Raw genomic sequence first — 20,140 nt, 5'->3', positions numbered from 1 at the left:
GATCGGCGGCCTCGTCGTCAAGATCGGCAGCCGCATGGTCGACGCGTCCCTGCGGACCAAGCTCAACGGAATTCGCCTTGCGATGCGGGAAGCCCGGTAAGAACCCGCCAGGGTTCCCCCGCTCCCGTCCGGTCTGCTTTCTGACTAAGCTTCCTGGAAGCGGACAGGCAGAAAGCAGACGGCTTTTCGGGGAACGCGAGGGGTCTCCGTCACGCCCAGCTCCATCGCCGCGCTCAACGCACATGCCCGTCCCGTGCGGGGGCGAGCCGCCTGCGGTTCGGCCCGATGGTCTTCCGATCGTATCTCGATCGTTTTTCAAAAAAGCCGCACAAAATATGCTCATAAGCCAGCTAATTTCAAGAACGCCGGATAAGTAAATTGTTCTTGGCAAGACATCTGTCGCATCAAGATGGTTTAAAGCTCCAGAAATGCCAATAGCCAGAGCTATGGTCATCAAAATAGGCAGCAGAAGCCACCATGACAGGAACGTGCCACTGACTGCTCCGAGCACCGCAACAACAAACTAGGACATCGGTCCGCAGCTTTTCACAATCCTGTGATTGGGTCGTGGGCTGTTTAGAGTAGGCTTTCGTTAAAATATATCTCCGAATAAATCACATAAGCATCAAATTGTCGCACCAATGGTCTTTCTCGAAATAATAGGCGCACCACTGCGAGACGTTGTTTACTAGACCATAATGCCCACGGCAAAGTAAGCTAGCAGGCTGACTATGACAGCTAGTAATAATCCAACACAGCATAAATAAAAAAAGTTTTTCATGGGTGCGATTTGATTATTGGGGTACTTCCGTTTTGTGTCGGCTCTGCCTTCCGGTTGCGTACAAAGCAAGCGAAGAATGCGGTTCATGATTCGAGCGATTTCCGAATTTGCCAAAGGTGGCGGGCTCATATTTAATATCAGAGTTCGCCATGCTTATGACTTGTTGAAAGTACGCAGACCCCTCTCGATCCTCAGCTTCATTACCTTGTCGAGGTTCGAATGCCCACCAAGGGGGTAGGTACGTTCACGGAACCAAATTGGTTTCCGGCGGCACTCGTTTTTCTGCCCCCCTATCTGAAGGATCACCTATGCCCCCTGGCAAGATTGGAAGTCGGGACCGTGCTGAAACCAGGGCTGCCAGAGAGTCGGAGCGAGCGGATATGGCCGAGCAGGTTTGGAGCGAGGTCAAAGTTCAGCAGGCCATCACCGACGAGAAGACCGCGCGGTTGAAGACACAGCGGCTCGCACGAGATGCCGAGGAGGCTGCTGCCGCGAAGAATTCGAAGCCGGCAGCCGAGTGATAGCGGCCATGCGCTACACCCTCCATCAGCTCGCCCCTGGCAGCTACGATCTCGCTCATGATGGAGGAATCGCTGGCGGCGTCGTTCGCAACGTTACCCTTTCGGGCTGGCCTCAGAGCTGGATTGCCCAGTTGCTCAAAGAGGTCCCGCCAGATCAAAGGCCCGCGCCCTTCAGCGAGGTTGAGCACTCCTTCAAGTCGCTTGAGGCTGTGATAGAGTGGCTCGGTAACGCGGCGATCGCCATTGAGACGAGCGAAGCCTAGCCCCGCCTTCGTCAAGCGACTGCGCGGGCGGCAGCGATCGGATTAGGACGCCAGCGCGATTTTTGGATCTCGGGGGACAACGGGTAGCGTCGCATGAGTTTCGCCCGCAGCGCTGCGGATGACGAGGGTCCATGCCTGATCGCTGCTCGAAAGCTCGTTTCGGTAATGCATCTCCGCGAGCACCTCCTCGGCTTGCTTGACCGCCTCATTGAGGTTGGGAGCCAAAACACCGTCCTCATCGCGGATCGTAGTCCGACCATCGGTCAGGTCTAAATGGAAGCGTTGTGCCAAGTGCGCTGTCCCGAGCGTAAGGTGCTCAGATTGTGCGTTTCTGTACGCGATCGCGCCAGTGAAAGGTTCACGAGCTGCTAAAGGGCCGCACGAAAATCCCGCTCGGATTGCTCCGGGCGGGTGAAGGTCGCGTCACGCTTGGCTTTGGTGAACGGCCGGACAGCCGAGTGGTTCCGCGCTAGGTGCTCGACGCTCCAAACCGCTGAACTAGGCCATCCTCGCTCCAAAGGTCTGTGCGGATATCCGCGCCTCGTTCAGTGACGATCCGGATCGCCTCCGCATCGCTGCCGGCCCTAATGTCTCTGACGTGAATGATGCGCCCATCGCTATGCCGAGTGATTGCTCGGTAGGATCGCCTCGGGTTGAGGTTGTCCCTGATAGCTGGAGGCTTCTTTTCTGCCAATGCGTTTTTCCCACCGGTGACTCATGTCGTGACGGGTGGGTACGGAAATGAAGGCTTCAAAGTTTCACACGAAAACGAGAAAACCCGCCAAGCCGAAGCCGGGCGGGTGAAGTTGCTCATCGTAGCGCCCCTGAGCAGGGGCAATGCACCATCGCAGCCAACTGGCCAGAAGCAAGCCAGCCGACTCGCGACATCTCCACTCACATCAGTGCAGGATGCTGATTGATCCGATCACACCAGCCACGTCGGTCAGGCCCGTCAGCTTGATCGCCAGATCCGTCGAGGCGTTGAAGCCGAGCGTGCCGTCGTTGACCACGACGTAGCTCGAGCCGCCGAAGGTGACGACGCCGATCGAACCTGCGGCCGTGGTCGTGCCCGCAGCGTTCGCTGTCGCAGCGTCGAGGGCCTGCTGCAGGACCTGGAAGCCCCCGGTGACCGCAGTCGCCTGAGTCTGTGCGCCAGGGGTGGTCAGCTTCAGTACGTCGTTGCCGGCGCCTGTGACGAAGTCAGTGATGGTGATGGCCTGGCCGAACACGAAGCCATTCGCGGCGTAGGTCGCCGCTACGATGTCCGACCCAGCGCCGAGCGTCAGGGAGTAGGCGCCGATGGCGTCGGTATGAGCCGCGATGGTGACGCTGTCGTTGCCGTTGCCGCCGAACACGGTCGTGGTGCTCGTCGCGTCCACTGTCGCAGAGCCCGCGCCGTTCAGCGTGACGATGTCGTTGCCGCCCGCCGCGTAGATCGTGGTCTGGCCCTGTCCGGAGAAGGCGATGGTGTCGGCGCCCCCAGCTGGGTCCGCCGCTGCGGTGTCGCCGTAGATCACCGTCGCACCGCCGGCATTGGCTACCGTGATGGTGTCGCCGCCCTCATCGCCGTAGACCTGTGCCGTCGCTTTAGTCGCCGGGGCGAACGTCAGGCTGATGGTGTCATCGCCGAGCCCGCCATGCACCACCGCATTCGTGGTTGCGTCGAGGGCGCTGGTGTTGCCCATCGTGATCGTGTCGCCCCCGGCGTTGCCGAAGACCGCCACGGCGCCGCCGCCATTGAAGACGATGGTGTCAGCTCCGTCGGTTGGGTCCGCAGCACCCTGACCGCCGAAGATGAGGGTCGACGCATTGGCGCCGGTGTTGAACACAGTAATCGAGTCAATGCCGCCGTTGGCTGCGCTCGCCGGGCCATTCTCGCTACCGTAGACGGCGAGATGGGCGTTGAGATTGCCGGTGTTGGCCAGATTAATGTTGTCACCGTCCTTGCCGCCGAAGACAGACACGAAGCTTGTGGAGTCGAAGATGCTCCCGCCCTGGGTGATCGCGTCGGCACCTGCGTTACCGTAGACTCCCCAGTTGCCCTTGCCGCCGAAGTTGATGCTGTCGGCGCCGTCCGTCGGATCGGCAATCCCGATGCCGCCGAAGATGACGTGCGTTCCCGCGGTCTGGCTTGGATCGACCACATCCAGGATCGTCGTCCCGCCGGACCCACCGATGATGATCGAATTGGCGGCCGAGGATGTGAGGGTGAACGTCCCTGGGCCTACGAGAAAATCTCCGCCGTCCAGCGACACGCCTGGAATACCGCCGGAAGCCAGCTGTGCGCCCGTGATGGTGGCAGTCTTACCCGCGACGGAGAGCACGACGTTGCCGTTCTGCTCGGAGGCACCGGTGAAGGTGCCGGGATCGACGGCAAGCACCAGATTATCGGCCTTGGTCACAGTCACGCTTTGGGCGCCTGTGAAGACGGTTGTCGAGCCCCCGCTTGGGGGAGCTGTTACGGGATCGCGAACCGTGACGATTGCGCTTCCATCCGTGTCAGCCGACAGAACGAACTGATCGCCGGTGAATGTTGAATTCGCGTCGAAGCGAACGACGCTCGAAGTTCCACCGTTTGAAATGGTAAGCGTTCGGGTTGCTGTGTCGTACGACTTAGACGCACCGTTGAAGTTGAAGGCCTGGAAGTCGATCTGATCGCCGGTTCCGACCGTCGTGAGCGTGTTGCCCAGCGTGCCGGCAACGTCGATTTGCAGCTTCTGGGCTCCAGTGGCGAACGTGATCGCACCAGTGCCAGCCGAAGTGAGCCGCCCAAGTTCGAGCGTTCCGGAAGTAACGGTCGTGCCACCGCTATAAGTGTTCAGACCAGTAAGATTGAGGATCCCATTGTCGCTCTTAATCAGCGCGCCGGTTCCATTTGCTGCGTTGTGTATGGAGTTGCTGAGTGTGACGTTGGCTCCGAGGATCGTGAGATTGCCACTAACGCCGATGCCGCCAGTGAGAGTACCGTTACCGGGCGTCAGGAAATTGTTGCCGCCAGTGAACGTAATAGCATCTGCTTGTACTCCTGAGCCGGACTGCCCTCCGGCGATCGTGCCGCTATTCGTAATTCGCAAGTCGGAACCGAAGATGCCCGCACCACCAGCACCTACATTCCCGTTTGCGGACTGACCCGTGCCCCCAGCGCCTCCGGTGCCGCCTGTCAGACTACCAGTGGACGAAATATTGATGACAGTTGAAACGGTGAAGTAACCACCTGTTCCGCCATCGCCGCCATTGCCGCCGTATCCGCCGTCCGCTCCAAGGGCGTCGCCGCCTTGGCCTCCGGTCCCACCACCGTAGGATCCTGAAACCCCGACAGTCCCACCGCCTCGATCAATAACTCCGTAACCGCCTTCGCCGCCGCCGCCGCCGCCGCCACTGCGATTGAGTGTATTAGATTGCCCAGCAACGGCGGCACCACCTGCACCTCCTGTACCGCCAACTGATACAATCGCATTTAGGTTTGCATTGGCTGTATCAACAACTGTTGTGGTACCGCCGGCACCGCCGCCGCCACCGGCAAACAATCCTCCGCCTGGTTGGCCGGCATCACCTGGATTACGCCCGCCGGTTCCACCAGGTGTACTTACATAATCTCCCCCTTTGCCACCAGCTGCTCCAGCGCCGCCACCCCCGCCTCCATTAGGAGCGCTCTGGGCACCTGTATCGTTACCGGGTGTTCCGGCAACTAAAGGAGTTCCACCGCCGCCGCCGCCGGCATTTGATGGTTTGGCGCCATTGCCACCCGCCATGTCCTGCTCCATCCCGCATGGCCACGGCCAGCCTTTAAAAGCTATTCCGGGCACGTTTCGGCGCCTTAGGTTGGGCGCCGCTTCTGACCCTACCAGCTCTAACGCAGTGCTCACGTCAGGAACAGGGCAGCGCTGCCACATTAACGAATTGTGGATGCTTCGGGGCACTCGCGTTGAGCTCCAGACAATGCCGATCCCCTATAGTCATCGCTGGTCGCGATCCGCGAACAATCCGCCAGCGATAAAACCGGAGAGCAACGCGATCAGGGCGTAGACCACACCAAGATCTTGCGGCTCCACGGGCGGACAGGTCACGGCGCCGCCTTCGGCAGGATCTCGAACTCCAGGGGCTGGAGTATGGAGATAATCGACCAGCCCAAGGCACGCTGAAGCGGGTTACAGTCGTAGGCGATGACGCCGCGCAGCACGCCCTTCCCCGGCATGGCGTCGAGCGGAATCGTCGGGCCGATGGTCTCTTCCTCGCGACCGAGATCACCGTAGGCGTCGAACCGCTCGGCCTCGTAGTCGAGGCGCCGGCCGGCCCCGTCGACGAGCCACCAGCGCCGGGTAATCTCACACTGGCGCTTGCGGTCGCGGATGCCGTGGATCAGCAGGCGCTCACCGATCCGAACCTTCCGGCCGGGGTTCACCACTTCGCGAAGGATCTGCCGCACCGGCGGCTCGCGGTCGAAGGTCATAGCCGCGAACCAGCCGAAGGCGCAGATCAGGGCGGACCAATAGAGGAAGTTGAGAATTTGCTGGTGGACGGGCGTCTGCCTTGGGGCGGACGAGAGCGCGAGGGCCTGAGCGTAGAGGTCGATGTCTTTCTGATTTGGCTTCATGGCGTCCGGACAAGGGTTGTGGCGGATCATCGAGGCACCATCCCACCTTTGACGAGGACGAGGCCGAGTAGAGCAGCAACGACAGCACCAAGAATGATTTTCACAAGCCAGCTGATGCTATCGTTTACTTTTTTCATGTCGTCCTTGAGGTTATCAACCTCCGACTTGGTCGCATAGTTGTTCTTCACTTCATCGAAGAAGCGGTCGAGCTTTTTGTCGAGCAATCCGACCTGAAATGCGAGCAGGCGGACATCGCTTTTGATATCGCCCTGTCCTGAAAGCAGTGGCGTATCGACGTTCTCTTCGGGCAAAGGGGCCATGTCCTCTCCGGAGTTTGATGGCCACGCACGGGCCATGTGGTTGGCTGACGGCGGGGCTGAAGCCGGGACGGACATCGATCGCGTCCCGCGCGCCGCGGCCGCTACTTCTGGTCCGGGCACACGGCCCGATATTTCGCGTTCAACACCCGCAACTGGCGCCGCGTCTCGGCGGTATCCTGAGCCGAGTATCGGACCAGGGCGGCCGTTTCGCAGAACCGCGCGGCGGCCGGCACTGAATCGGGCGCTGTGCAGGCGAACACGAAGAACCCGGCGGCGGCGCAGGTGAAGGTCATGGGTCTCTCCGAAGGTCGCGGGGGTCGTCGGGCTCTTCGGCGGCGGCCTCGCCCGCCCGCCGTGCGATGGCCTCCTGGCGCTCGGCCTCGACGCGCGAGGCGTTGGCCTGCGTCGCCGCGCCGAGGTCGCGCAGGGCTTCCTCGGCACGGCGGTTGGCCAGGTACTCGGTGATCAGCTTGACGACGAAGCTGAGCCCGGTGCTGACCCAGAACGACATCAGTGCGCCGCCTGGACCTTGGCGCTGTCGACGGCGTTCGCCATCTTCTGCGAGGTTGTGGTGATGCTCTGGACCGACGGCACGGCGGCGGCGGACGCGACGAGGCCGGCCGAGCGGCGGGTGTAGAGGCTCCAGGCGGTGGCCGCGACGGTGACCAGGGCGCCGATGATGGCGGTCGAGGTCTCCGGGTCGATCCAGCCCCTACCGACGGCGATGCCACCGGCGAACTGAAGGACGGTGCGCAGCAGGGAGGTCAGCTGTTCGCTGTTCATGGTCGTGCTCTCGATGCGAGGAGTTGCGCGGCTGGCCCGGCCGGCTCGGGAGAGGGTTACGCGCCTGAGTGGGGCGGCGCTGGACCGGCTTCAGCGCCGGGTGATGCGGTCGAACAGCCACCGCCCGAGCCGCGCCCACGGTGACGGGTTCTCGGGGTAGCGCGGCGGCGGCAGGGGCTGCGGCGGCGGGAGCGGATCGGACGCGCGGCGGGGCGCGGCTGGGAAGACAGGGCGATCCTGGGTCATCAGGCTTCGCTCACGCCGGAGCGCGCCCCCGCCACAGTGGTCGGCAGCTTCGAGGCCGTCGGGATCGGCACGTCGGCCGGCCAGCGGAACGACGTGAACTCGGACCGCTTGAAGGCCGCCACCGACCAGGCGTCGCCCTGGTTGCCGCCGAGCAGGAAGATCTGATCCTTGCTCGCGCCGACCACGAAGCCGACGTGGCCCTGCCAAGACGAGTTGCCCCGCTTCTTCGTGGCGACGCAGCCCACGACCGGATCCTTGAGGCCGATGCCCCAGCCCTCGTAGGAGCGCGCCGCGAGGCTGCCGGACGGCTTGTGGCCGGCCCGCTTCAGCATGGCGCCCACGGCCGCCGCGCACCAGGCGACGCTATCCTGGCGGATCCCGGCGAACCCGGCATCGGCGAAGAGCTGCACCACGCGCGGATTGTTCGCCGCGCCGGCGCCCTCCTTCACGCCGATCTCGGCCGCCGCGAGGGTGAGCCACCCGGGCTGCTCCGGCTCGGCTCGTTTTTCCGACACGTCGACGGTGGCGAGCGCCTTCAGCGTCAAGGGCCCGGCGATGCCGTCCGCAACGAGGCCGGCGGCGCGCTGGAAGGCAGCGGTGGCGGCGATGGTGCGGGGCCCGGCATCGCCGTCGGCGCCCGCCGGCCCGAGGTCGTACCCGCGCGCCAAGAGAGCACGCTGAATCTCAGCGATTGTCATGGTGGTTTCTCAATGTTCGGAGGGGGGTTAGGTTTGACGGGCCGCGCCGCTGCGCCTTACCGTACGGGGCCGCGTTCGAGCGGATGGGCCGGTGGGGGATTGGTTACCCAGCTGCGCTCGCAAGCGCTTCAGAAGCCTGGTTCGACTCCAGGCCCGGCCCTCCAAGCTCTCTAGGGGGGCGCGAAGGTACCTATGTCCAGTCAACGAGAGGCTGTAGTGACGAACGAGTGGTCCCACCTGTCGGATGAGGAACTTCAGGCGGTCATCAAAAGGACCATGGCCGAGGCCATCTGGCCGATCTTCGAGGAAACCACGCGAGAAGAGATCACCAAGAAAATTGCGGAGACGATGGAGCGGATGACGGGGCTGGAGGGCAACGTCGAAGTGATCTTTGACGGGCTCGACAAAGCGACCGGTTTGGCCACGTTTACCCATGTTGCGAAGACGGCGATGGGAGAAGCCTACCTTCGCCGCATTGCCAAAATCGAGATGTTTCAAGCCTGCGGGGCCTCCATTCACTAATCGTTGCCTTCCGTGCGAGGCCGCGGCGCCGGGGCGGCTCAGTCGCCGACCTTCCGGTCGTCCTTGCCCGCCTTGTCGTCCGGCTGCTTCAGCGTGCACTTCGTCGTGGCGCCGCCGCTTTCCGCCGCGCGCAGGGTGTGGGTGGCGCTCTCGATCCGGTAGCTGCCGTCCGTGCCGGCCCGCCACCGCTCGACGATGCAGGTGCCCTCGGCCTTGGCCTTGGGCTCGATCTGGATCTCGACGGTGCCGCCGCCCTTGTCGCGCTCCGACTGGTTCGCCCGGCCCTTGCCCTTGTCCTTGGCGTCGTCCTTGTCGGCCGCGCGCCCGCGCAGGGTGGCGGTCGGCCCGCTGACCGTCCCGCCGCCGGGGCGGATGTCGGTCTTCTCCTCGACGAACTTCGCGGTCTTCCGGTCGAAGAACGTCAGGCGCACGTCGCGGTAGACCGCGCTCGCCTCGTAGGGCTCGATGTCTGCCGAGATCAGGTTCACACCGCCCGTCGCCCGGATCGTCGGCAGCGCCTTGCCCGACGGCGTCATGCCGGCTCCGCGCTTAGCGATCACCGCCTTCTTGCCCGAGACCTTGAGGGTGGCCCCGTTCTCGTTGGCGAGCTGCTGCGCCTGGTGGAGGAAGGACCGGCCTTCCGAAGCCCAGAACGTTCGCTTGATCTTGGCGAGCTCGGGATCGACCTTCACCGTGAACCCGGCCTTTTTGCCGAGCCCGGTGATGTAATCCCCGAGGGTGGCATCCTCCTTGGCGAACTGCCGCCCCTCCTTGCCGGCCCCCTCGGTGTCATGTCCGGTGGCGTTGAGCATCATCTGCCCGCCCTGGCCCTTGGCGGTGGTGCAGCGCGGAGCCTTGAGGACCCCGGTGAACACCGGTTCGCCCATGATGCTGATGGTGATCTCGGCTCCCTTGCGAGGCATGATGATGCGGCCATCGTCGCGAAGGGTGATCCGTGCGGAATCGCCGTCGTCGCCGGAGCCGTCGGTGACCTCGATCTCCACGACGTAGGGGTTGAACCGGTCAGTCGCGGGCTTGCCGTCGATGGTGACGGACCACGGTACGGTCAGGGGCATCGCGGCCTCAGTCGAACAGGGAAACGGCCGGCGCCGTCGACGTCGCCCGCTCGGCAACGGGCGGCAGGTCCGGGATCACCACCACGGTGCCCAGCGGCAAGTTGGGCCCGAGGGCGGCGAGGCCCGGGTTCATCTCCAGGGTCTGGGTCAGCCGGGCCGAGGTCGCACCGCGAACCTTGCCGTGCCGCCACAGCAGTAGCTCGACGGTGATCCCGACACCGCCCACGGTTCGTTTTGTCGCCATGGTGCGGCTACCCGAAGAGGCTGATCAGGGTGGACAGCATGTCGGCGCCCACGGTCGCGCCCGGCTGGCCCACGGGGACCAGCTTGAGCTCGTGCTTGATCGCCTGGCCAATGCCGCCCGTCTGCGGTCCGATGGCGGTGTGGCTCTGCTTCACGCTCTCGATGCCGTAGAAACCGAACACCCGGCCATCGCCCCGGGTGACGAACACGGGCTGGCCCGTGCGGCAGAGCGATTCCGCCAGCGCAAGGCCGGACAGCCCGGCGATGGCGTTCCGATTGAACGGCTGGAGGGTGCCGCTGAGATTGAGGGGCTCGTCGCCCGCACCCGTGAACTGGCGATCCGGCGCGCGGTCGAGCAGGTCCTGCTTCGCCCAAGAGCCGTTCACCTCCCGGTCCCATTCCTCGATGTTGAACGGGCGCCGGGAGATGACGAGTGGGCCGACGACGAACAGCATCGCTTACATTCCCGTGTCGGTGCGGGTGTTCTGGAGGCGCTGGGCCACCGCCCCGGTTTTCGCAACGCCCGCTTGCGCTGCTGCCGTGGTGGCCGCGATGGCACCTGGCACTCGGCCCAGGTTCCCGAGCAACTCCAGCACGGCAGCGTTGGCGGCGGTGATGGAGGTGGCAACGATGTTGGGGGTCGCCGTAACGTTGAGCCCCTCGATCGCTGCCTTGGCTTCGTCCGCCTTCGGCTTCACCGCTTCGACCGACGACACGTCCACTTTCGGCGCGGCGTTGCCCATGCTGGCCGGGATCGGCAGGTCGACCTTCGTGGGATCGCGCCCCCCGCGGAAGGTGGCCGTTCCACCGAAGAGGGTCTCGTTCCAAGTCTTGGGCCGGTTGGTGGAGTAGCCACCGCCCGGGACACCCATGCCGGCCGAGACGTTCGTGCCGCCCGCGCCCCACGACGAGGGGTAGGACTGTAGGTTCGGTCGGCCTCGCCCGCCACGATACCCGTTCGCGCGGTTGGCGTGGGGATCGTTCTGGTCAAGCAGGTCCGCCGCGAGCGCGACGGCGCCGATACCGAGGCCGGCGGCGCCGATGAAGCCCAGGCCACCGAGCTTTCCGAAGCGTCCCGCCTTGCCGCCCTTGCTCGCGCCGCCCGGAACGTCCGGCAGACCGCCGGTAGCGCCCAGCCTCACGGCGGCGGCCGTCAGGGCGGCGGCGGAGCCGTCAAGCGCCGTCGCGGAGGCCACGAGGCCGAAGCCGCCCAGGAACCCCTGGACGCCCTTCACGGCGCCGTAGGCCGCGCCGACGGCAGCAAGGGCCGTTGCGGCCTGCTTGGCCCCATCCGGCAGCGCGGTGAGAGCCTCTGCGACACCCGAGAGCTTGTCGAAGCCGCTTTTAGCGATGCTGGCGTTCGCTTCACCAAACGACAGGGTGAGGGTCTCGACCGCGCCCTTCAGCTGGTTCAGCGAGCCGCCCATGCCGGCCATGATCTCGACTGCCTTGCGCGCCGCGAACCCGGGGTCCTGGGTCACGTGCTCCAGTTCGGCCTTATCCTCGCGCAACTGGTCCGCCTTGTTGGCGATGATGCCCATCTTGCCGCCGTGCTTGTCCGTCCAGAACGCGTTCCGGAGGGCGGGCGTCATTTTTGGGTTGCTCAGGTGCTCCTGCAGAAGACCCTCAATGTCCGTGCTTTCGACCGACATCTTGTAAAAATCGCCGACCATTTTAGCGATCTTTTGAGCGTCCTGCGCTTTGGTCTTGCCCTTTTTCGTCTTGGAAAAGCTTTCCTCGACGATGGCCGATACCTGCGTGACGAAGTCCTCTCGGTCCGGAAGGCCGGTATCCTCGTTCTGGATTATGCCGGCGATGCGGGCGCGCTGGTCGTCGGTAAAGGACTTGCCGAATCGGTTCTTCTGGAATTTCTCAAGGGTGTCCGCGCTCAAGCCGCCCGGCATCCGGGTGTACTTGTCGCGATCGATCCCGGCGGCGATCTCAGCTTCGCGACCCTTCTGGGTCGGCGCGATGAGCTTCGACGTGGCGGCGCGGACAAACACACCGAGCTCGTCGCCGCGCAAGCCACCTCGGCGGCCGACCGATCCGATGGCCGCGGTGGTGGTGTCGGAGAGCCCGGCCTGGGTGGCCGTGGGGAAACCATACTTCACGAAGGCCTGCACGTCGTCGTCCGACATGCCGCCCCGCTTGGCCATCTTTACCAGCAGGTTGGTGCCGCGCGTGGCCTCGGCGACGGCCTTCTCCTTCGATGAGATGTCCTTGTTGGTGGTCTGGAGGAACGAGCGCAGGCCCTCGGCCGACCGCGTCATGTCTGCTTCCATGATCTGCGCGTAGTTCTTCACTTGGTCGACGAGCGCCGCACCGATCTCGGCTTTGAGATTGACGTCGCCGAACGGCAGGCTCTGCATCGTCGCGGTCTGGGCTTTGACGATGTCGATGTTGGAATAGGATGTGTCCTGGCCGATCCGCTTGGCCTGCGGGATTAGCAGGCGCTTCTGCATTTCCGGGGTGACGTCCGTCGCGACCCCCTGCTTCCGGACCGCGATGTCCATGTCGGCCGCAAGCTGGATCGCGTTGACCCCGAACTCCTTGGCCTTGTAGCCGCCCACGAGGCCCGCCGTCGCGCCGACAGCGCCCAGACGGCGGTCCCGCAGGGCTTGGTGCTCTTGCGTGGCGTGCGCCTGGGCCTTAACGGCGGCGGCCTGCGCTTCCTGACGCTCACGGCGCTGAGCCTTGCCGGCCTCGACGGCGGAACGAAGCTGCGCCCGCGCGCTCTCCCGCATCCGGTCCGTGGCGGCGGCGTTCTGCCGGATGGCGTTGGCCTGCCGCTCAATCGACGAAGTGGTCGCGTCGATCGCGGCCTTCACACCGGACTCAGCGGTGCGCAGGCTCTTCAGCGAAACGCCGGCTTCGAGCAGGCCGGCCTTCAGCCCTCGGGTCGCCTGCCCCTGCTTTTCGAAGGCGGCGGCGACGCCAGCGGCGTCGCGCTGGAGGTTCTTGTACGTGCCCTCGAGGCGGACCACCTCCTTGCGGGCGTCGGCCATCTCCTTGGCGATGCCACCGCCGCGGGAGAAGCTCTTCACCCCGTCGTAGGAGGCGACTTTTTTCTTCGCCTGGTCGAGGGCCGTGAGGGTCTGCTTGATCTCGTCCTGGGTTGAGCGCAGCCGCTTGCCAAGGTCCATCCACGACCGGCCGGCATCGCGGTAATCGCCGATCCCCTTCTGGGCGGCCTTCAGCTTTTCGAGATCGGCGAGGAGCTTCCCGAGCTTCGGGTTGGCCGCGCCGAGCTTTTTCAGCTCACCGGCGGACGCGCCGAGCCCCTTCAGCGCGCCAGCGGCCCCTTTGGCGGGACCGCTGATGTCGTCGATCAGGCGCGCGGTGAGGGTGGCGGTGCGATTGGCCATGGATCAGTGCCCCCGGGCCATCGCGCGCGCGATCACCCACTCCTCGAAAAACTCGGACCAAGGCATCGCCATGAGCTCTGCTCTGGTGCCGCCGATCTGCTTCAGGATGTCGGCTCGGTATCGCTGCCATCCGTCGGGGTGGAATCGCTCGCCCTTGGAACTGCCTGGAATCGGCGGGGCAAAAAATCCTTCGCTGCCTCGTCCAGCTTGAAGCCGTCGTCGTCGTCGAGGGCATCGAACAGACCGTCCGGAACCGGCTCGCCGTTGGTGTCGACGAAAATGGGTGCGCGGGGATTGGCGTTGGCGTCAGCCTCGACCATCTCGCGAGCGGCGTCCATGAATGCCGCTACCTCGCCGGCGGTCAGGCGTCGCAAGCCGATCTCGGTGTACGTGGTCCCCTCGAACTCAATGGGATAATCGAGCGTAATCGTGGTGCGGCGGATCTTGCCGCCGATGAACTGACGGGAGTGAGACGTGGTTTCCATGCGGGCGGCAATCCTGTTGATTGGTTCGGCTGTGAGCATCGCGCCAGCATGGGGAGCTGAGCGCGTGTCGCTTCGCTCGCTCGTCGCTGAGCCACGGAGTTATTTGGAAAAGTTGATCCGGCTCCCGACCATGGGGTGCGTCGACAACCCCAAGGGCGGGTTCATTTGCGTTGAGCCGGTGGGCGGGCAAATGCTTCGCATCGACGCCAGTGCGCTCGGTGCAGCTACGGGACTGCGAATTGCCGAGAGGCTGATCGGGGACTGCAAGGGAACCGCGAACCTGTCGAGCCCGGTCTGCCGGGTAGAGGTCGAGATCACCCCCCGCAGTACTCACCGCGACATGCTCGAAACGTCTGCCGGAAGTCGTCCGATCGTTGTGGTCTACAGCGGGCAGATCGATATGTTCGATGTGAAGGCCCGTCGCTGAGGCCAGAGCGACCAGACGAAGGCGGCCGGCTGGCGGCCGCCCCGCGGCTGATCAGATCCCAAGGGCCCGGCGGGTGGCTGCGAACCAGGACACGCCGTTCGACCGGGCCTCGTTCTCGTCATCGTCGAAGTAGAACTTCTCCTTGCCGTCGATGACGAGCTCGTAGTGCGTCACCTCCGCGAAAGTGTGGTTGCAGCCCATCAGTTCCGTAGGGCTGTTCTCGTCGGGCTCCCAGCCGTTGACCACGCCCTCGATGATCGCGCGCACCGATACGGGCGCCTGGGCGCGGCGGATGCGCATCGAGCCCGCAAACACCCAGCGGTCCAGCGGATTGCCCGGTACGAGGCCGAAGTTCTCCAACACGTCGAGGTCCGGCCCATGGGTGGCGAACTTCGGCTCCAAGGCTTCGATCTGCGGGTAGCTCAGGTTGATCTTGGCGATTGAGCCGCCCGTCATCATCTCGGCCGTGACACGGGTCAGCGCGGGCAGCGCCATGGACTTGATGATCCGGCGGCGCGAGCTGTCGGGCTGGGTTGCCCGGCGAACGTCGATCGCTTCCATGATGTAGGGGTACTGAGCCGGCATGTCGGCGTTCCTTCAGCGCGAGGGATGGGAGCGGCGCGGCGGCCGATCAGAGGATGGTGGAGGCGTTAATGCGCGCGGCGATGTCCGCCACGAGGTCGTTCACGGCCTGGCGGTAGCGGCGCACGTTGCGCTTCGCGACGCGGAACACCGGCGCTTCCTCGATGCCAAGATCGACGGCGAGGCGGCCGAGGCGCACCTCCTCGGGGCTGTTCTCATCGGCCTTGAACTCGGTTTTGTAGCCGAGCACGTCGTCGTCGGCCTTGTGGTCCCGCAGGTTGAACTTGAGCGCGTTGATCCAGGCCTCGGCGTTGCTGGCCGAGATTTTCCGACCGAGGTACTGGCGGGTCAGGCGCATGTGCTCGACGTCGATGATGTCGGCCCCGCGCACCTGGTGGATCTGCTGCCAGAGGTCGCCATCGGACGCACAGTTGTCGGTGCCGATGAAGACGAACCCGCCGTCGGCGATGGCCCCGTCCACGTCGGTCTCGCCACGCACCACGATGGACACCTCGGCGGCGAGCAATTGCTGGCCCTCGACCGAACCGTCGCGCAGGTCGAACTCGATGGCGCGCGAAGTGCCGACGAGGCCGAAGATCTGGCGGTTGGCGAACGGCTCAAACGGCTTGCCACCATTCTGGAAGTCGACCCGGGTGATGAGGCCGAGGATGCGGGGCGCCATCGGCCGGGTGACGACCGTGGCGCCGTCGACGTCGAACACGCGGGCGGCGACCCCGACCGGCATGATGCGATCCGACCCCATGTCCTCGCGCGCGTCGATCGCGGCGTCGCGGCTCGAATCGTCCACGTCGACGACTGCGATGGCCAGCAGGGCCGAGAGCACCTCCGGCAGGGCGGCCACGACGGGGTTGGCCAGGACCGTGACGGTGCCGGTGGCCGTGGCCCCGGTGCCGGCCCCGCCCGTGAAGGCGACCGTCGGCGCGCCGGTATAGCCGGAGCCGCCGTTGGTGACGGTGAGCGCCTCGATGACGCCGGTCATGACGGCGGTCGCCGTGGCCCCCGTGCCGTCGCCCGTGATGGTGATCGTCGGCACCTCGGCCGGGCCGTAGCCATGGCCCTTGTTCGTGATGGTCAGGCTCGTCACAGCACCGCCGGCGATGGTCGCCGTGGCAGTCGCGCGCGTGCCGCCGCCGGCCGGCGCCGAGAACAGGACGGTGGCCACGGTGTAGCCCGCGCCGCCCGCCCCGACCGTCGCGGAGGCGACGCCCTGAGAAATGGTGGCCGTCGCGGTAGCACCCGTGCCGCCGCCACCCGTGAGGCTGACAGTCGGGGCCGCAGTGAAGCCGGTGCCGCGATTCGTCAGGCCGAGCGCCGAGACGCCGGTGAGGCGCTGGGCGGTGTAGCCCGGCACACCGACGAGGCGCGGGGTCGCGTTGATCTTGATCGGCGCGGCCTTCAGCGCGCGCAGGCCGGCGATGACGTTGGCCATCGTCTCGTTGAGGGTCCCGCCCTCGGCCACGCGGATCACCGTGATGTCGGCCGCCTGCGAGCCGGGGGAAAGCTGGGCGTTCACGGCGCGCACGGCGTCGGCGAGGTAGCCGGTCCCGAGCTTCTCGGTGAAGGCCTTGTTGGACGAAGAGAACCTTACGGCCAGGAACGAGGTCGGGTCGACCGACACGCCGGCAGGAAAGACGTCGTCGTCCGCACCCGTCGAGGTCGAGACGAAGGCGATCTTGGAAAAGCTGACCGGACCGGTGGGAAGCGGCTCGTCCGAGAATCGCTGATCGATGGTGCCGAAGATGGGGGCGTCGGACATAGGGTGTCTCCACGGTGAAAGACCCCACCGGCGAGCGGCAGGGGAGGACGAGGCGGAAGGGCGGTTGGGGCAGGCTCAGGCAGGCGCGCCGGGATCAGCGCGCCGCGGGACTCAGGCGGTTGGCCACGCGGCCAGGACGGCGGCCTTGCCCTTGGGCAGGTATCCGGCAAACGCCAGGGCATCGAGGCCGCCGGCCGTGGTCGGGTAATCGCGCTGGACCACGCTGGCCATCTGCATCTTGATCCAGAACGCGGCGAACAGCGGGTTGGTGTGAGCCTCGACGAGCATGTCGTCGGTCATGCCGCCGGCCATCTGGACGAGGGTGATGAACTCGACCTTGCCGAGGACGGCGGGCGGCGGCCGGCGGGCTGCGATCTCCTCCGGGGTGAGCGGTCGCTTGCCCCGGTTGGCCGTGACACGGAACGCCGAGGCATCGACCGTCCGGTCGAGGACCTCGTCGGTCAGCGTTTCGGTGGCTGCGTCGTAGACCGGATCCGTGAGGACGATGGGCCAGAACGCAGTCCCGCGCAGGCCGAACCGTGCATCCGTGGCATCGAGGTTGCGGAGAGCCGTGTCGGGCCATCCATTCACCTCCGAGGCGACCGCGCCGGGCTGGCCGACCATCTGCAGGTTCGCCCTGTTGATCTGCTGGTACATCTGCGTGCCCTCGGATCAGGAACGGAGGAAGGCCGTCGCCAGGGCGACGGGGTACGGGAACGCGATGGCGCTGTTGTAGACGGGGGCGTTGTCGACGATGGACAGGTTCGCCAGCTGCATGGCTTCGCTCACCATCAGCACTTGCGCGGGGGCGATCTTGAGCGTGTCTGTCATTCGGCCGGGCAGATTGAACTGACTTTGATTGCTTGGCGGAGCCGTTGGCGGAAAAAGGTAAGTATCCGCGCCCTTGAAGCTGCCGGTCGCACAGTTGAGATACAGAGCCGTCAAGGAAATCGGCATTCCGGCTGGGAACGCGGCTCCCTGGTTGTAAGGCGTCAGACCGAAGACGCATTGGCTTTCGGAGATCCACTCGCAACGCCCAGGGTAACCCATAGGGTACCCGGACCCCGAAAGCTGAGTAACACCCGACAGAACGGTGCCGGTTCGCTTGGCGATGGAGCAGTAGGTGCTGTCTCCGTTGCCCCTATTCATGAAGGCAACGATATACGTCCCCAGAGGGGAGACAAACACGTCCGAGTTTGCCCAGTACTGGCTTTGGCCCAGGCCGACAGATCCCGTGCAGACCGTGCCGTTGTATTTCGCCTGGATCTGACTGTAGAGGCTGTCGTTTGTATATGCCTGCCCGATTGCCGCTGTCGTCGACCCATCATCACTGAAGGAAAGTGAGACCGAATTATAATCGCCGACGGCAAAGCTCTGGTTGGTGAAATTCCCCCATACGCCGCCGCTCAAGTCGCAGGACCACACGGTGCCGAACACGAAGCGCGTGTTACTGACGAAGTATCCGTTTCGGTATTGGCTGCCCTTGAAGGACACCCCCTCATACCCAGACGAGCCCGGGACGTCACCGGCGTATTGGTATGATGTTGGAGAAATACGCTTGTAGAATTGCAACTTTCGGCCAGCGTTCGCCGAGGAACTCCACAAGGCAAGCCAATTGCCGTCCGGAGAGGCAGAAAAGAACACGGGTGCTGCCGTTGGCATCTGGGCAGCGTTACCCCCCGACAGAGACGTTTGGATGAGCGTGAACGGTACTCCCGGCACAGCGCTCCCATCCGCCATGACGTTGTAGCTTCTGAGCGTGGCGCTGCCGGCGAAGGCGAGCAGGCGTGCCACGATCGCCGAGGTCCCGGCCGAGCCCGCCGCATCGGCCCGCGCCGGCACCCCGAAGGGCATGGCAAGGTCGTCGAAGAACCCCGGCATCAGAGCAGCTTTCCGGGGCCGCTCGCGATGAGGGAGCCAGCCGGCTGGGCGACCGCCGTGGCGATCAGGAGCGAGGCCCCTTCTGGAACGATGATCGGCGCCGATGCCGGGATGATGAAGGTGATCTGCGTCGCAACGGCCGTCGTCGTTGGCGCAAGGGCGCCGTGGGCGATGCTGGCCACCTGATAGGCCGTAGCCCCGATCAAGAGCGTAGAGCATCAGCTTGCCCGCGCTGACGTTGGCCGTGACCTCGACGGAAAGGGCGGTGACCGCTTGACGATTGTCAGGGAGCGCGGGGAGCAGCACGGCCGTGTTGGTGTCGTTGCTGAAGACCGTCTTGGCGGCGGCCGGGACCGCGATGGGGCCGACCGGGAGCGGCGCCCGGGCATAGTACGGCGTGGCGTTGGGCGTGAAAGCCATCGGGGGCGGTCCTTATGCGAGGCTGTCGGGGCCGAGACTGAGGGCGACGATCAGGCCCCGGGTCGGCACAGCCGAGGCGTTGGCCTTGGTGGCGATGGCGGCGGTGTTGCTGGCGATGGCGTCGGCCAGGTTGCTAGTTGCTGTGGCGTTGGCGGTGACGCCGGCCTCCAGCTTTCCGAGCGTATCGTAGGAGGCCGAGACGGTGCCCTTGAGCGCCGTGAACTGTGCGGCGACGGCTGTCTTGGTGGCGTAGGTCGAGGGATCGAAGGTCGCGGCGGCGGCGGCGCTGGCGGCGGCCTCGCCGGCCTTGGTGTTGGCGATCGCGGCGGCCGACTCGGCGCCGGCTCTGTTCAGGCCGGTCGACAGCACATCGGCGGCGGTGCGCTCGGCGTAGATCTTCGCCAAGTCCCGGGCGGCGAGCGTCGCGTCGCGGGCGGTCTTGCCCTCGGCGAGCCACACCATCTGCGAAAGGGACGAGCCGGCCACCGCCGCGATCGACCAGTCGGTGTGCGCCGTCGCCAGATCCCCGGCGGCGGCCACGACATGGACGTCCCATTGCCCGCGGGTCCGGTCGTAGCCGGCGGTGCGGACGATGGCGTAGGCGTAGGGGTCGGACGTCCGCGAGATCACCGCGAACGGCCCAGGGGTGAACAACGGGCGGTTGGCCTCGTCGATGATGAGGCTAACGTCCGTGTCGGTGGCCAGCACCACGCTGGTGCCGGACCGGCCGGTGAGCCACGCGAGCTGCGTGATCTCGACGAGGCGGTTGCGCAGGCCCGCGATCACGTCCTCGGAGCGCTGCAGGACGCGGTCCTGGACCACGGCCAGGGCCTGCTCCCATGAGATGACGATGGCCTCCAGGGGGACGAGGCGGCCGTCGACACTCTCGAATCGGGTGTTGAGCTCGGTGTCGGTGACCGGCGTCCTGGGCAGGAACCGATAGAGCTTCTCATACAGGCTGGGCATCGCTCACCTTGTCCCCCCAGGTGGCGGCGAGCTTGCCCTTCACTTGCACCGGGTTGGCCGGCGAGAACATCTGCCCGGAGCCGGGCGGATGCTCGACGGCCTCGGTCAGCTGGACGCTGTAGAGGCGCTCGGGCTCGTACTCGGGCGCGTCGGTGGTCTTCGACTTCGTGCTGGTGCTGGCCATCGTGCG

Annotated in this window: 26 protein-coding genes and 1 tRNA gene; 6 read left to right on the top strand and 21 right to left on the bottom strand. The window is 65.2% G+C overall.

Going from position 1 to position 20,140, the window contains the following annotated elements; genetic code table 11:
• The 3 genes from MKK49_RS05750 to MKK49_RS05740 form a co-directional block, all read left to right on the top strand.
• Positions 1-100, top strand: a 100-nt coding sequence (locus MKK49_RS05750; protein WP_244027097.1) for a F0F1 ATP synthase subunit delta, incomplete at its 5' end; no start/stop codon positions are given.
• A 1,061-nt stretch (positions 101-1,161) separates the two neighbouring features.
• The gene (locus MKK49_RS05745) at positions 1,162-1,302 is read left to right on the top strand and encodes a hypothetical protein (RefSeq protein WP_244027093.1); all 141 of its coding nucleotides are present in this window, start codon (positions 1,162-1,164) and stop codon (positions 1,300-1,302) included.
• A gap of 8 nt (positions 1,303-1,310) precedes the next feature.
• On the top strand, positions 1,311-1,565 hold the full coding sequence (locus tag MKK49_RS05740; protein ID WP_244027092.1) for a hypothetical protein: 255 nt from the start codon (positions 1,311-1,313) through the stop codon (positions 1,563-1,565).
• A 42-nt stretch (positions 1,566-1,607) separates the two neighbouring features.
• On the opposite strand, the gene MKK49_RS05735 is transcribed toward MKK49_RS05740, so the two are convergent.
• From MKK49_RS05735 to MKK49_RS05690, 10 genes are all read right to left on the bottom strand, one after another.
• On the bottom strand, positions 1,608-1,856 hold the full coding sequence (locus tag MKK49_RS05735) for a DUF6894 family protein (RefSeq protein WP_244027091.1): 249 nt from the start codon (positions 1,854-1,856) through the stop codon (positions 1,608-1,610).
• A 608-nt stretch (positions 1,857-2,464) separates the two neighbouring features.
• A complete protein-coding gene (locus MKK49_RS05730) occupies positions 2,465-4,639 on the bottom strand; it encodes a beta strand repeat-containing protein (RefSeq protein ID WP_244027090.1) in 2,175 nt (724 codons plus the stop codon).
• Between the two features lie 86 nt (positions 4,640-4,725).
• The gene (locus tag MKK49_RS24465) at positions 4,726-4,986 is read right to left on the bottom strand and encodes a hypothetical protein (RefSeq protein ID WP_279595351.1); all 261 of its coding nucleotides are present in this window, start codon (positions 4,984-4,986) and stop codon (positions 4,726-4,728) included.
• A 642-nt stretch (positions 4,987-5,628) separates the two neighbouring features.
• Positions 5,629-6,189 carry a hypothetical protein gene (locus tag MKK49_RS05720; protein WP_244027089.1) on the bottom strand — a complete coding sequence of 187 codons (561 nt, stop codon included), beginning with the start codon at positions 6,187-6,189 and terminating at the stop codon, positions 5,629-5,631.
• Positions 6,186-6,479 (bottom strand): hemolysin XhlA family protein, encoded by a 294-nt coding sequence (locus tag MKK49_RS05715; protein ID WP_244027088.1) that lies wholly within the window; start codon positions 6,477-6,479, stop codon positions 6,186-6,188. Before MKK49_RS05715 ends, MKK49_RS05720 begins: the two co-directional genes overlap by 4 nt.
• A gap of 101 nt (positions 6,480-6,580) precedes the next feature.
• Positions 6,581-6,772 (bottom strand): hypothetical protein, encoded by a 192-nt coding sequence (locus MKK49_RS05710; protein WP_244027087.1) that lies wholly within the window; start codon positions 6,770-6,772, stop codon positions 6,581-6,583.
• The gene (locus MKK49_RS05705; RefSeq protein WP_244027086.1) at positions 6,769-6,990 is read right to left on the bottom strand and encodes a peptidoglycan-binding protein; all 222 of its coding nucleotides are present in this window, start codon (positions 6,988-6,990) and stop codon (positions 6,769-6,771) included. The genes MKK49_RS05710 and MKK49_RS05705 overlap by 4 nt, the downstream gene beginning before the upstream one ends.
• Positions 6,990-7,262, bottom strand: coding sequence for a hypothetical protein (locus tag MKK49_RS05700; protein WP_244027085.1), 273 nt, complete (start codon positions 7,260-7,262; stop codon positions 6,990-6,992). The genes MKK49_RS05705 and MKK49_RS05700 overlap by 1 nt, the downstream gene beginning before the upstream one ends.
• Positions 7,263-7,352: 90 nt before the next feature.
• Positions 7,353-7,508 (bottom strand): hypothetical protein, encoded by a 156-nt coding sequence (locus tag MKK49_RS05695; RefSeq protein ID WP_244027084.1) that lies wholly within the window; start codon positions 7,506-7,508, stop codon positions 7,353-7,355.
• Positions 7,508-8,206, bottom strand: a complete 699-nt coding sequence (locus tag MKK49_RS05690) for a TIGR02594 family protein (RefSeq protein WP_244027083.1) — start codon at positions 8,204-8,206, stop codon at positions 7,508-7,510. Before MKK49_RS05690 ends, MKK49_RS05695 begins: the two co-directional genes overlap by 1 nt.
• Before the next feature lie 85 nt (positions 8,207-8,291).
• Between MKK49_RS05690 and MKK49_RS05685 the strand changes: the two genes are divergently transcribed.
• Positions 8,292-8,370, top strand: a tRNA-OTHER gene (locus tag MKK49_RS05685).
• Positions 8,371-8,422: 52 nt separating this feature from the next.
• Positions 8,423-8,728 carry a hypothetical protein gene (locus MKK49_RS05680; protein ID WP_244027082.1) on the top strand — a complete coding sequence of 102 codons (306 nt, stop codon included), beginning with the start codon at positions 8,423-8,425 and terminating at the stop codon, positions 8,726-8,728.
• 38 nt (positions 8,729-8,766) lie between these two features.
• Here MKK49_RS05680 and MKK49_RS05675 read toward each other — a convergent pair whose 3' ends face one another.
• The 5 genes from MKK49_RS05675 to MKK49_RS05655 form a co-directional block, all read right to left on the bottom strand.
• A complete protein-coding gene (locus MKK49_RS05675; protein WP_244027081.1) occupies positions 8,767-9,804 on the bottom strand; it encodes a phage late control D family protein in 1,038 nt (345 codons plus the stop codon).
• A 7-nt stretch (positions 9,805-9,811) separates the two neighbouring features.
• On the bottom strand, positions 9,812-10,048 hold the full coding sequence (locus MKK49_RS05670) for a tail protein X (protein ID WP_244027080.1): 237 nt from the start codon (positions 10,046-10,048) through the stop codon (positions 9,812-9,814).
• 7 nt (positions 10,049-10,055) lie between these two features.
• Positions 10,056-10,502 (bottom strand): phage tail protein, encoded by a 447-nt coding sequence (locus MKK49_RS05665; RefSeq protein WP_244027079.1) that lies wholly within the window; start codon positions 10,500-10,502, stop codon positions 10,056-10,058.
• A 3-nt stretch (positions 10,503-10,505) separates the two neighbouring features.
• A complete protein-coding gene (locus MKK49_RS05660; protein ID WP_244027078.1) occupies positions 10,506-13,412 on the bottom strand; it encodes a phage tail tape measure protein in 2,907 nt (968 codons plus the stop codon).
• A gap of 101 nt (positions 13,413-13,513) precedes the next feature.
• Positions 13,514-13,897 carry a phage tail assembly protein gene (locus MKK49_RS05655; protein WP_244027077.1) on the bottom strand — a complete coding sequence of 128 codons (384 nt, stop codon included), beginning with the start codon at positions 13,895-13,897 and terminating at the stop codon, positions 13,514-13,516.
• Here MKK49_RS05655 and MKK49_RS05650 point away from each other — a divergent pair.
• Positions 13,896-14,324, top strand: coding sequence for a hypothetical protein (locus MKK49_RS05650; protein ID WP_244027076.1), 429 nt, complete (start codon positions 13,896-13,898; stop codon positions 14,322-14,324). The two genes, MKK49_RS05655 and MKK49_RS05650, sit on opposite strands and share 2 nt — an antisense overlap.
• 51 nt (positions 14,325-14,375) lie before the next feature.
• On the opposite strand, the gene MKK49_RS05645 is transcribed toward MKK49_RS05650, so the two are convergent.
• The 6 genes from MKK49_RS05645 to MKK49_RS05620 form a co-directional block, all read right to left on the bottom strand.
• Positions 14,376-14,885: a phage major tail tube protein gene (locus MKK49_RS05645; protein WP_244027075.1), complete on the bottom strand. Its 510-nt coding sequence runs from the start codon at positions 14,883-14,885 to the stop codon at positions 14,376-14,378.
• A 70-nt stretch (positions 14,886-14,955) separates the two neighbouring features.
• On the bottom strand, positions 14,956-16,683 hold the full coding sequence (locus tag MKK49_RS05640) for a hypothetical protein (protein WP_244027074.1): 1,728 nt from the start codon (positions 16,681-16,683) through the stop codon (positions 14,956-14,958).
• 111 nt (positions 16,684-16,794) lie between these two features.
• Positions 16,795-17,340, bottom strand: coding sequence for a hypothetical protein (locus MKK49_RS05635; RefSeq protein WP_244027073.1), 546 nt, complete (start codon positions 17,338-17,340; stop codon positions 16,795-16,797).
• A gap of 15 nt (positions 17,341-17,355) precedes the next feature.
• The gene (locus MKK49_RS05630; RefSeq protein WP_244027072.1) at positions 17,356-18,984 is read right to left on the bottom strand and encodes a hypothetical protein; all 1,629 of its coding nucleotides are present in this window, start codon (positions 18,982-18,984) and stop codon (positions 17,356-17,358) included.
• A gap of 12 nt (positions 18,985-18,996) precedes the next feature.
• Complete coding sequence (locus MKK49_RS05625; protein ID WP_244027071.1) at positions 18,997-19,950, bottom strand: hypothetical protein; 954 nt, start codon at positions 19,948-19,950, stop codon at positions 18,997-18,999.
• Entirely contained in the window at positions 19,934-20,134 is a 201-nt protein-coding gene (locus MKK49_RS05620) for a hypothetical protein (protein WP_244027070.1), read from the bottom strand. The genes MKK49_RS05625 and MKK49_RS05620 overlap by 17 nt, the downstream gene beginning before the upstream one ends.
• Between the last annotated feature and the right edge of the window lie 6 nt (positions 20,135-20,140).

It is taken from the genome of Methylobacterium sp. J-090 (assembly GCF_022829345.1).
Lineage (GTDB): Bacteria > Pseudomonadota > Alphaproteobacteria > Rhizobiales > Beijerinckiaceae > Methylobacterium.
Note: the sequence above shows the minus strand (reverse complement) of the source record. Positions and strands in the feature narration are given on the sequence as shown.

Bases quoted from the DNA above. Each gene is read 5' to 3' on its own strand.
- MKK49_RS05745 (WP_244027093.1), top strand. From the start codon at position 1,162: ATGGCCGAGCAGGTTTGGAGCGAGGTCAAAGTTCAGCAGGCCATCACC.
- MKK49_RS05740 (WP_244027092.1), top strand. From the start codon at position 1,311: ATGCGCTACACCCTCCATCAGCTCGCCCCTGGCAGCTACGATCTCGCT.
- MKK49_RS05720 (WP_244027089.1), bottom strand. From the start codon at position 6,189: ATGATCCGCCACAACCCTTGTCCGGACGCCATGAAGCCAAATCAGAAA.
- MKK49_RS05715 (WP_244027088.1), bottom strand. From the start codon at position 6,479: ATGGCCCCTTTGCCCGAAGAGAACGTCGATACGCCACTGCTTTCAGGA.
- MKK49_RS05710 (WP_244027087.1), bottom strand. From the start codon at position 6,772: ATGACCTTCACCTGCGCCGCCGCCGGGTTCTTCGTGTTCGCCTGCACA.
- MKK49_RS05705 (WP_244027086.1), bottom strand. From the start codon at position 6,990: ATGTCGTTCTGGGTCAGCACCGGGCTCAGCTTCGTCGTCAAGCTGATC.
- MKK49_RS05700 (WP_244027085.1), bottom strand. From the start codon at position 7,262: ATGAACAGCGAACAGCTGACCTCCCTGCTGCGCACCGTCCTTCAGTTC.
- MKK49_RS05695 (WP_244027084.1), bottom strand. From the start codon at position 7,508: ATGACCCAGGATCGCCCTGTCTTCCCAGCCGCGCCCCGCCGCGCGTCC.
- MKK49_RS05690 (WP_244027083.1), bottom strand. From the start codon at position 8,206: ATGACAATCGCTGAGATTCAGCGTGCTCTCTTGGCGCGCGGGTACGAC.
- MKK49_RS05675 (WP_244027081.1), bottom strand. From the start codon at position 9,804: ATGCCCCTGACCGTACCGTGGTCCGTCACCATCGACGGCAAGCCCGCG.
- MKK49_RS05670 (WP_244027080.1), bottom strand. From the start codon at position 10,048: ATGGCGACAAAACGAACCGTGGGCGGTGTCGGGATCACCGTCGAGCTA.
- MKK49_RS05665 (WP_244027079.1), bottom strand. From the start codon at position 10,502: ATGCTGTTCGTCGTCGGCCCACTCGTCATCTCCCGGCGCCCGTTCAAC.
- MKK49_RS05660 (WP_244027078.1), bottom strand. From the start codon at position 13,412: ATGGCCAATCGCACCGCCACCCTCACCGCGCGCCTGATCGACGACATC.
- MKK49_RS05650 (WP_244027076.1), top strand. From the start codon at position 13,896: ATGCGGGCGGCAATCCTGTTGATTGGTTCGGCTGTGAGCATCGCGCCA.
- MKK49_RS05655 (WP_244027077.1), bottom strand. From the start codon at position 13,897: ATGGAAACCACGTCTCACTCCCGTCAGTTCATCGGCGGCAAGATCCGC.
- MKK49_RS05645 (WP_244027075.1), bottom strand. From the start codon at position 14,885: ATGGAAGCGATCGACGTTCGCCGGGCAACCCAGCCCGACAGCTCGCGC.
- MKK49_RS05640 (WP_244027074.1), bottom strand. From the start codon at position 16,683: ATGTCCGACGCCCCCATCTTCGGCACCATCGATCAGCGATTCTCGGAC.
- MKK49_RS05635 (WP_244027073.1), bottom strand. From the start codon at position 17,340: ATGTACCAGCAGATCAACAGGGCGAACCTGCAGATGGTCGGCCAGCCC.
- MKK49_RS05630 (WP_244027072.1), bottom strand. From the start codon at position 18,984: ATGGCTTTCACGCCCAACGCCACGCCGTACTATGCCCGGGCGCCGCTC.
- MKK49_RS05625 (WP_244027071.1), bottom strand. From the start codon at position 19,950: ATGCCCAGCCTGTATGAGAAGCTCTATCGGTTCCTGCCCAGGACGCCG.
- MKK49_RS05620 (WP_244027070.1), bottom strand. From the start codon at position 20,134: ATGGCCAGCACCAGCACGAAGTCGAAGACCACCGACGCGCCCGAGTAC.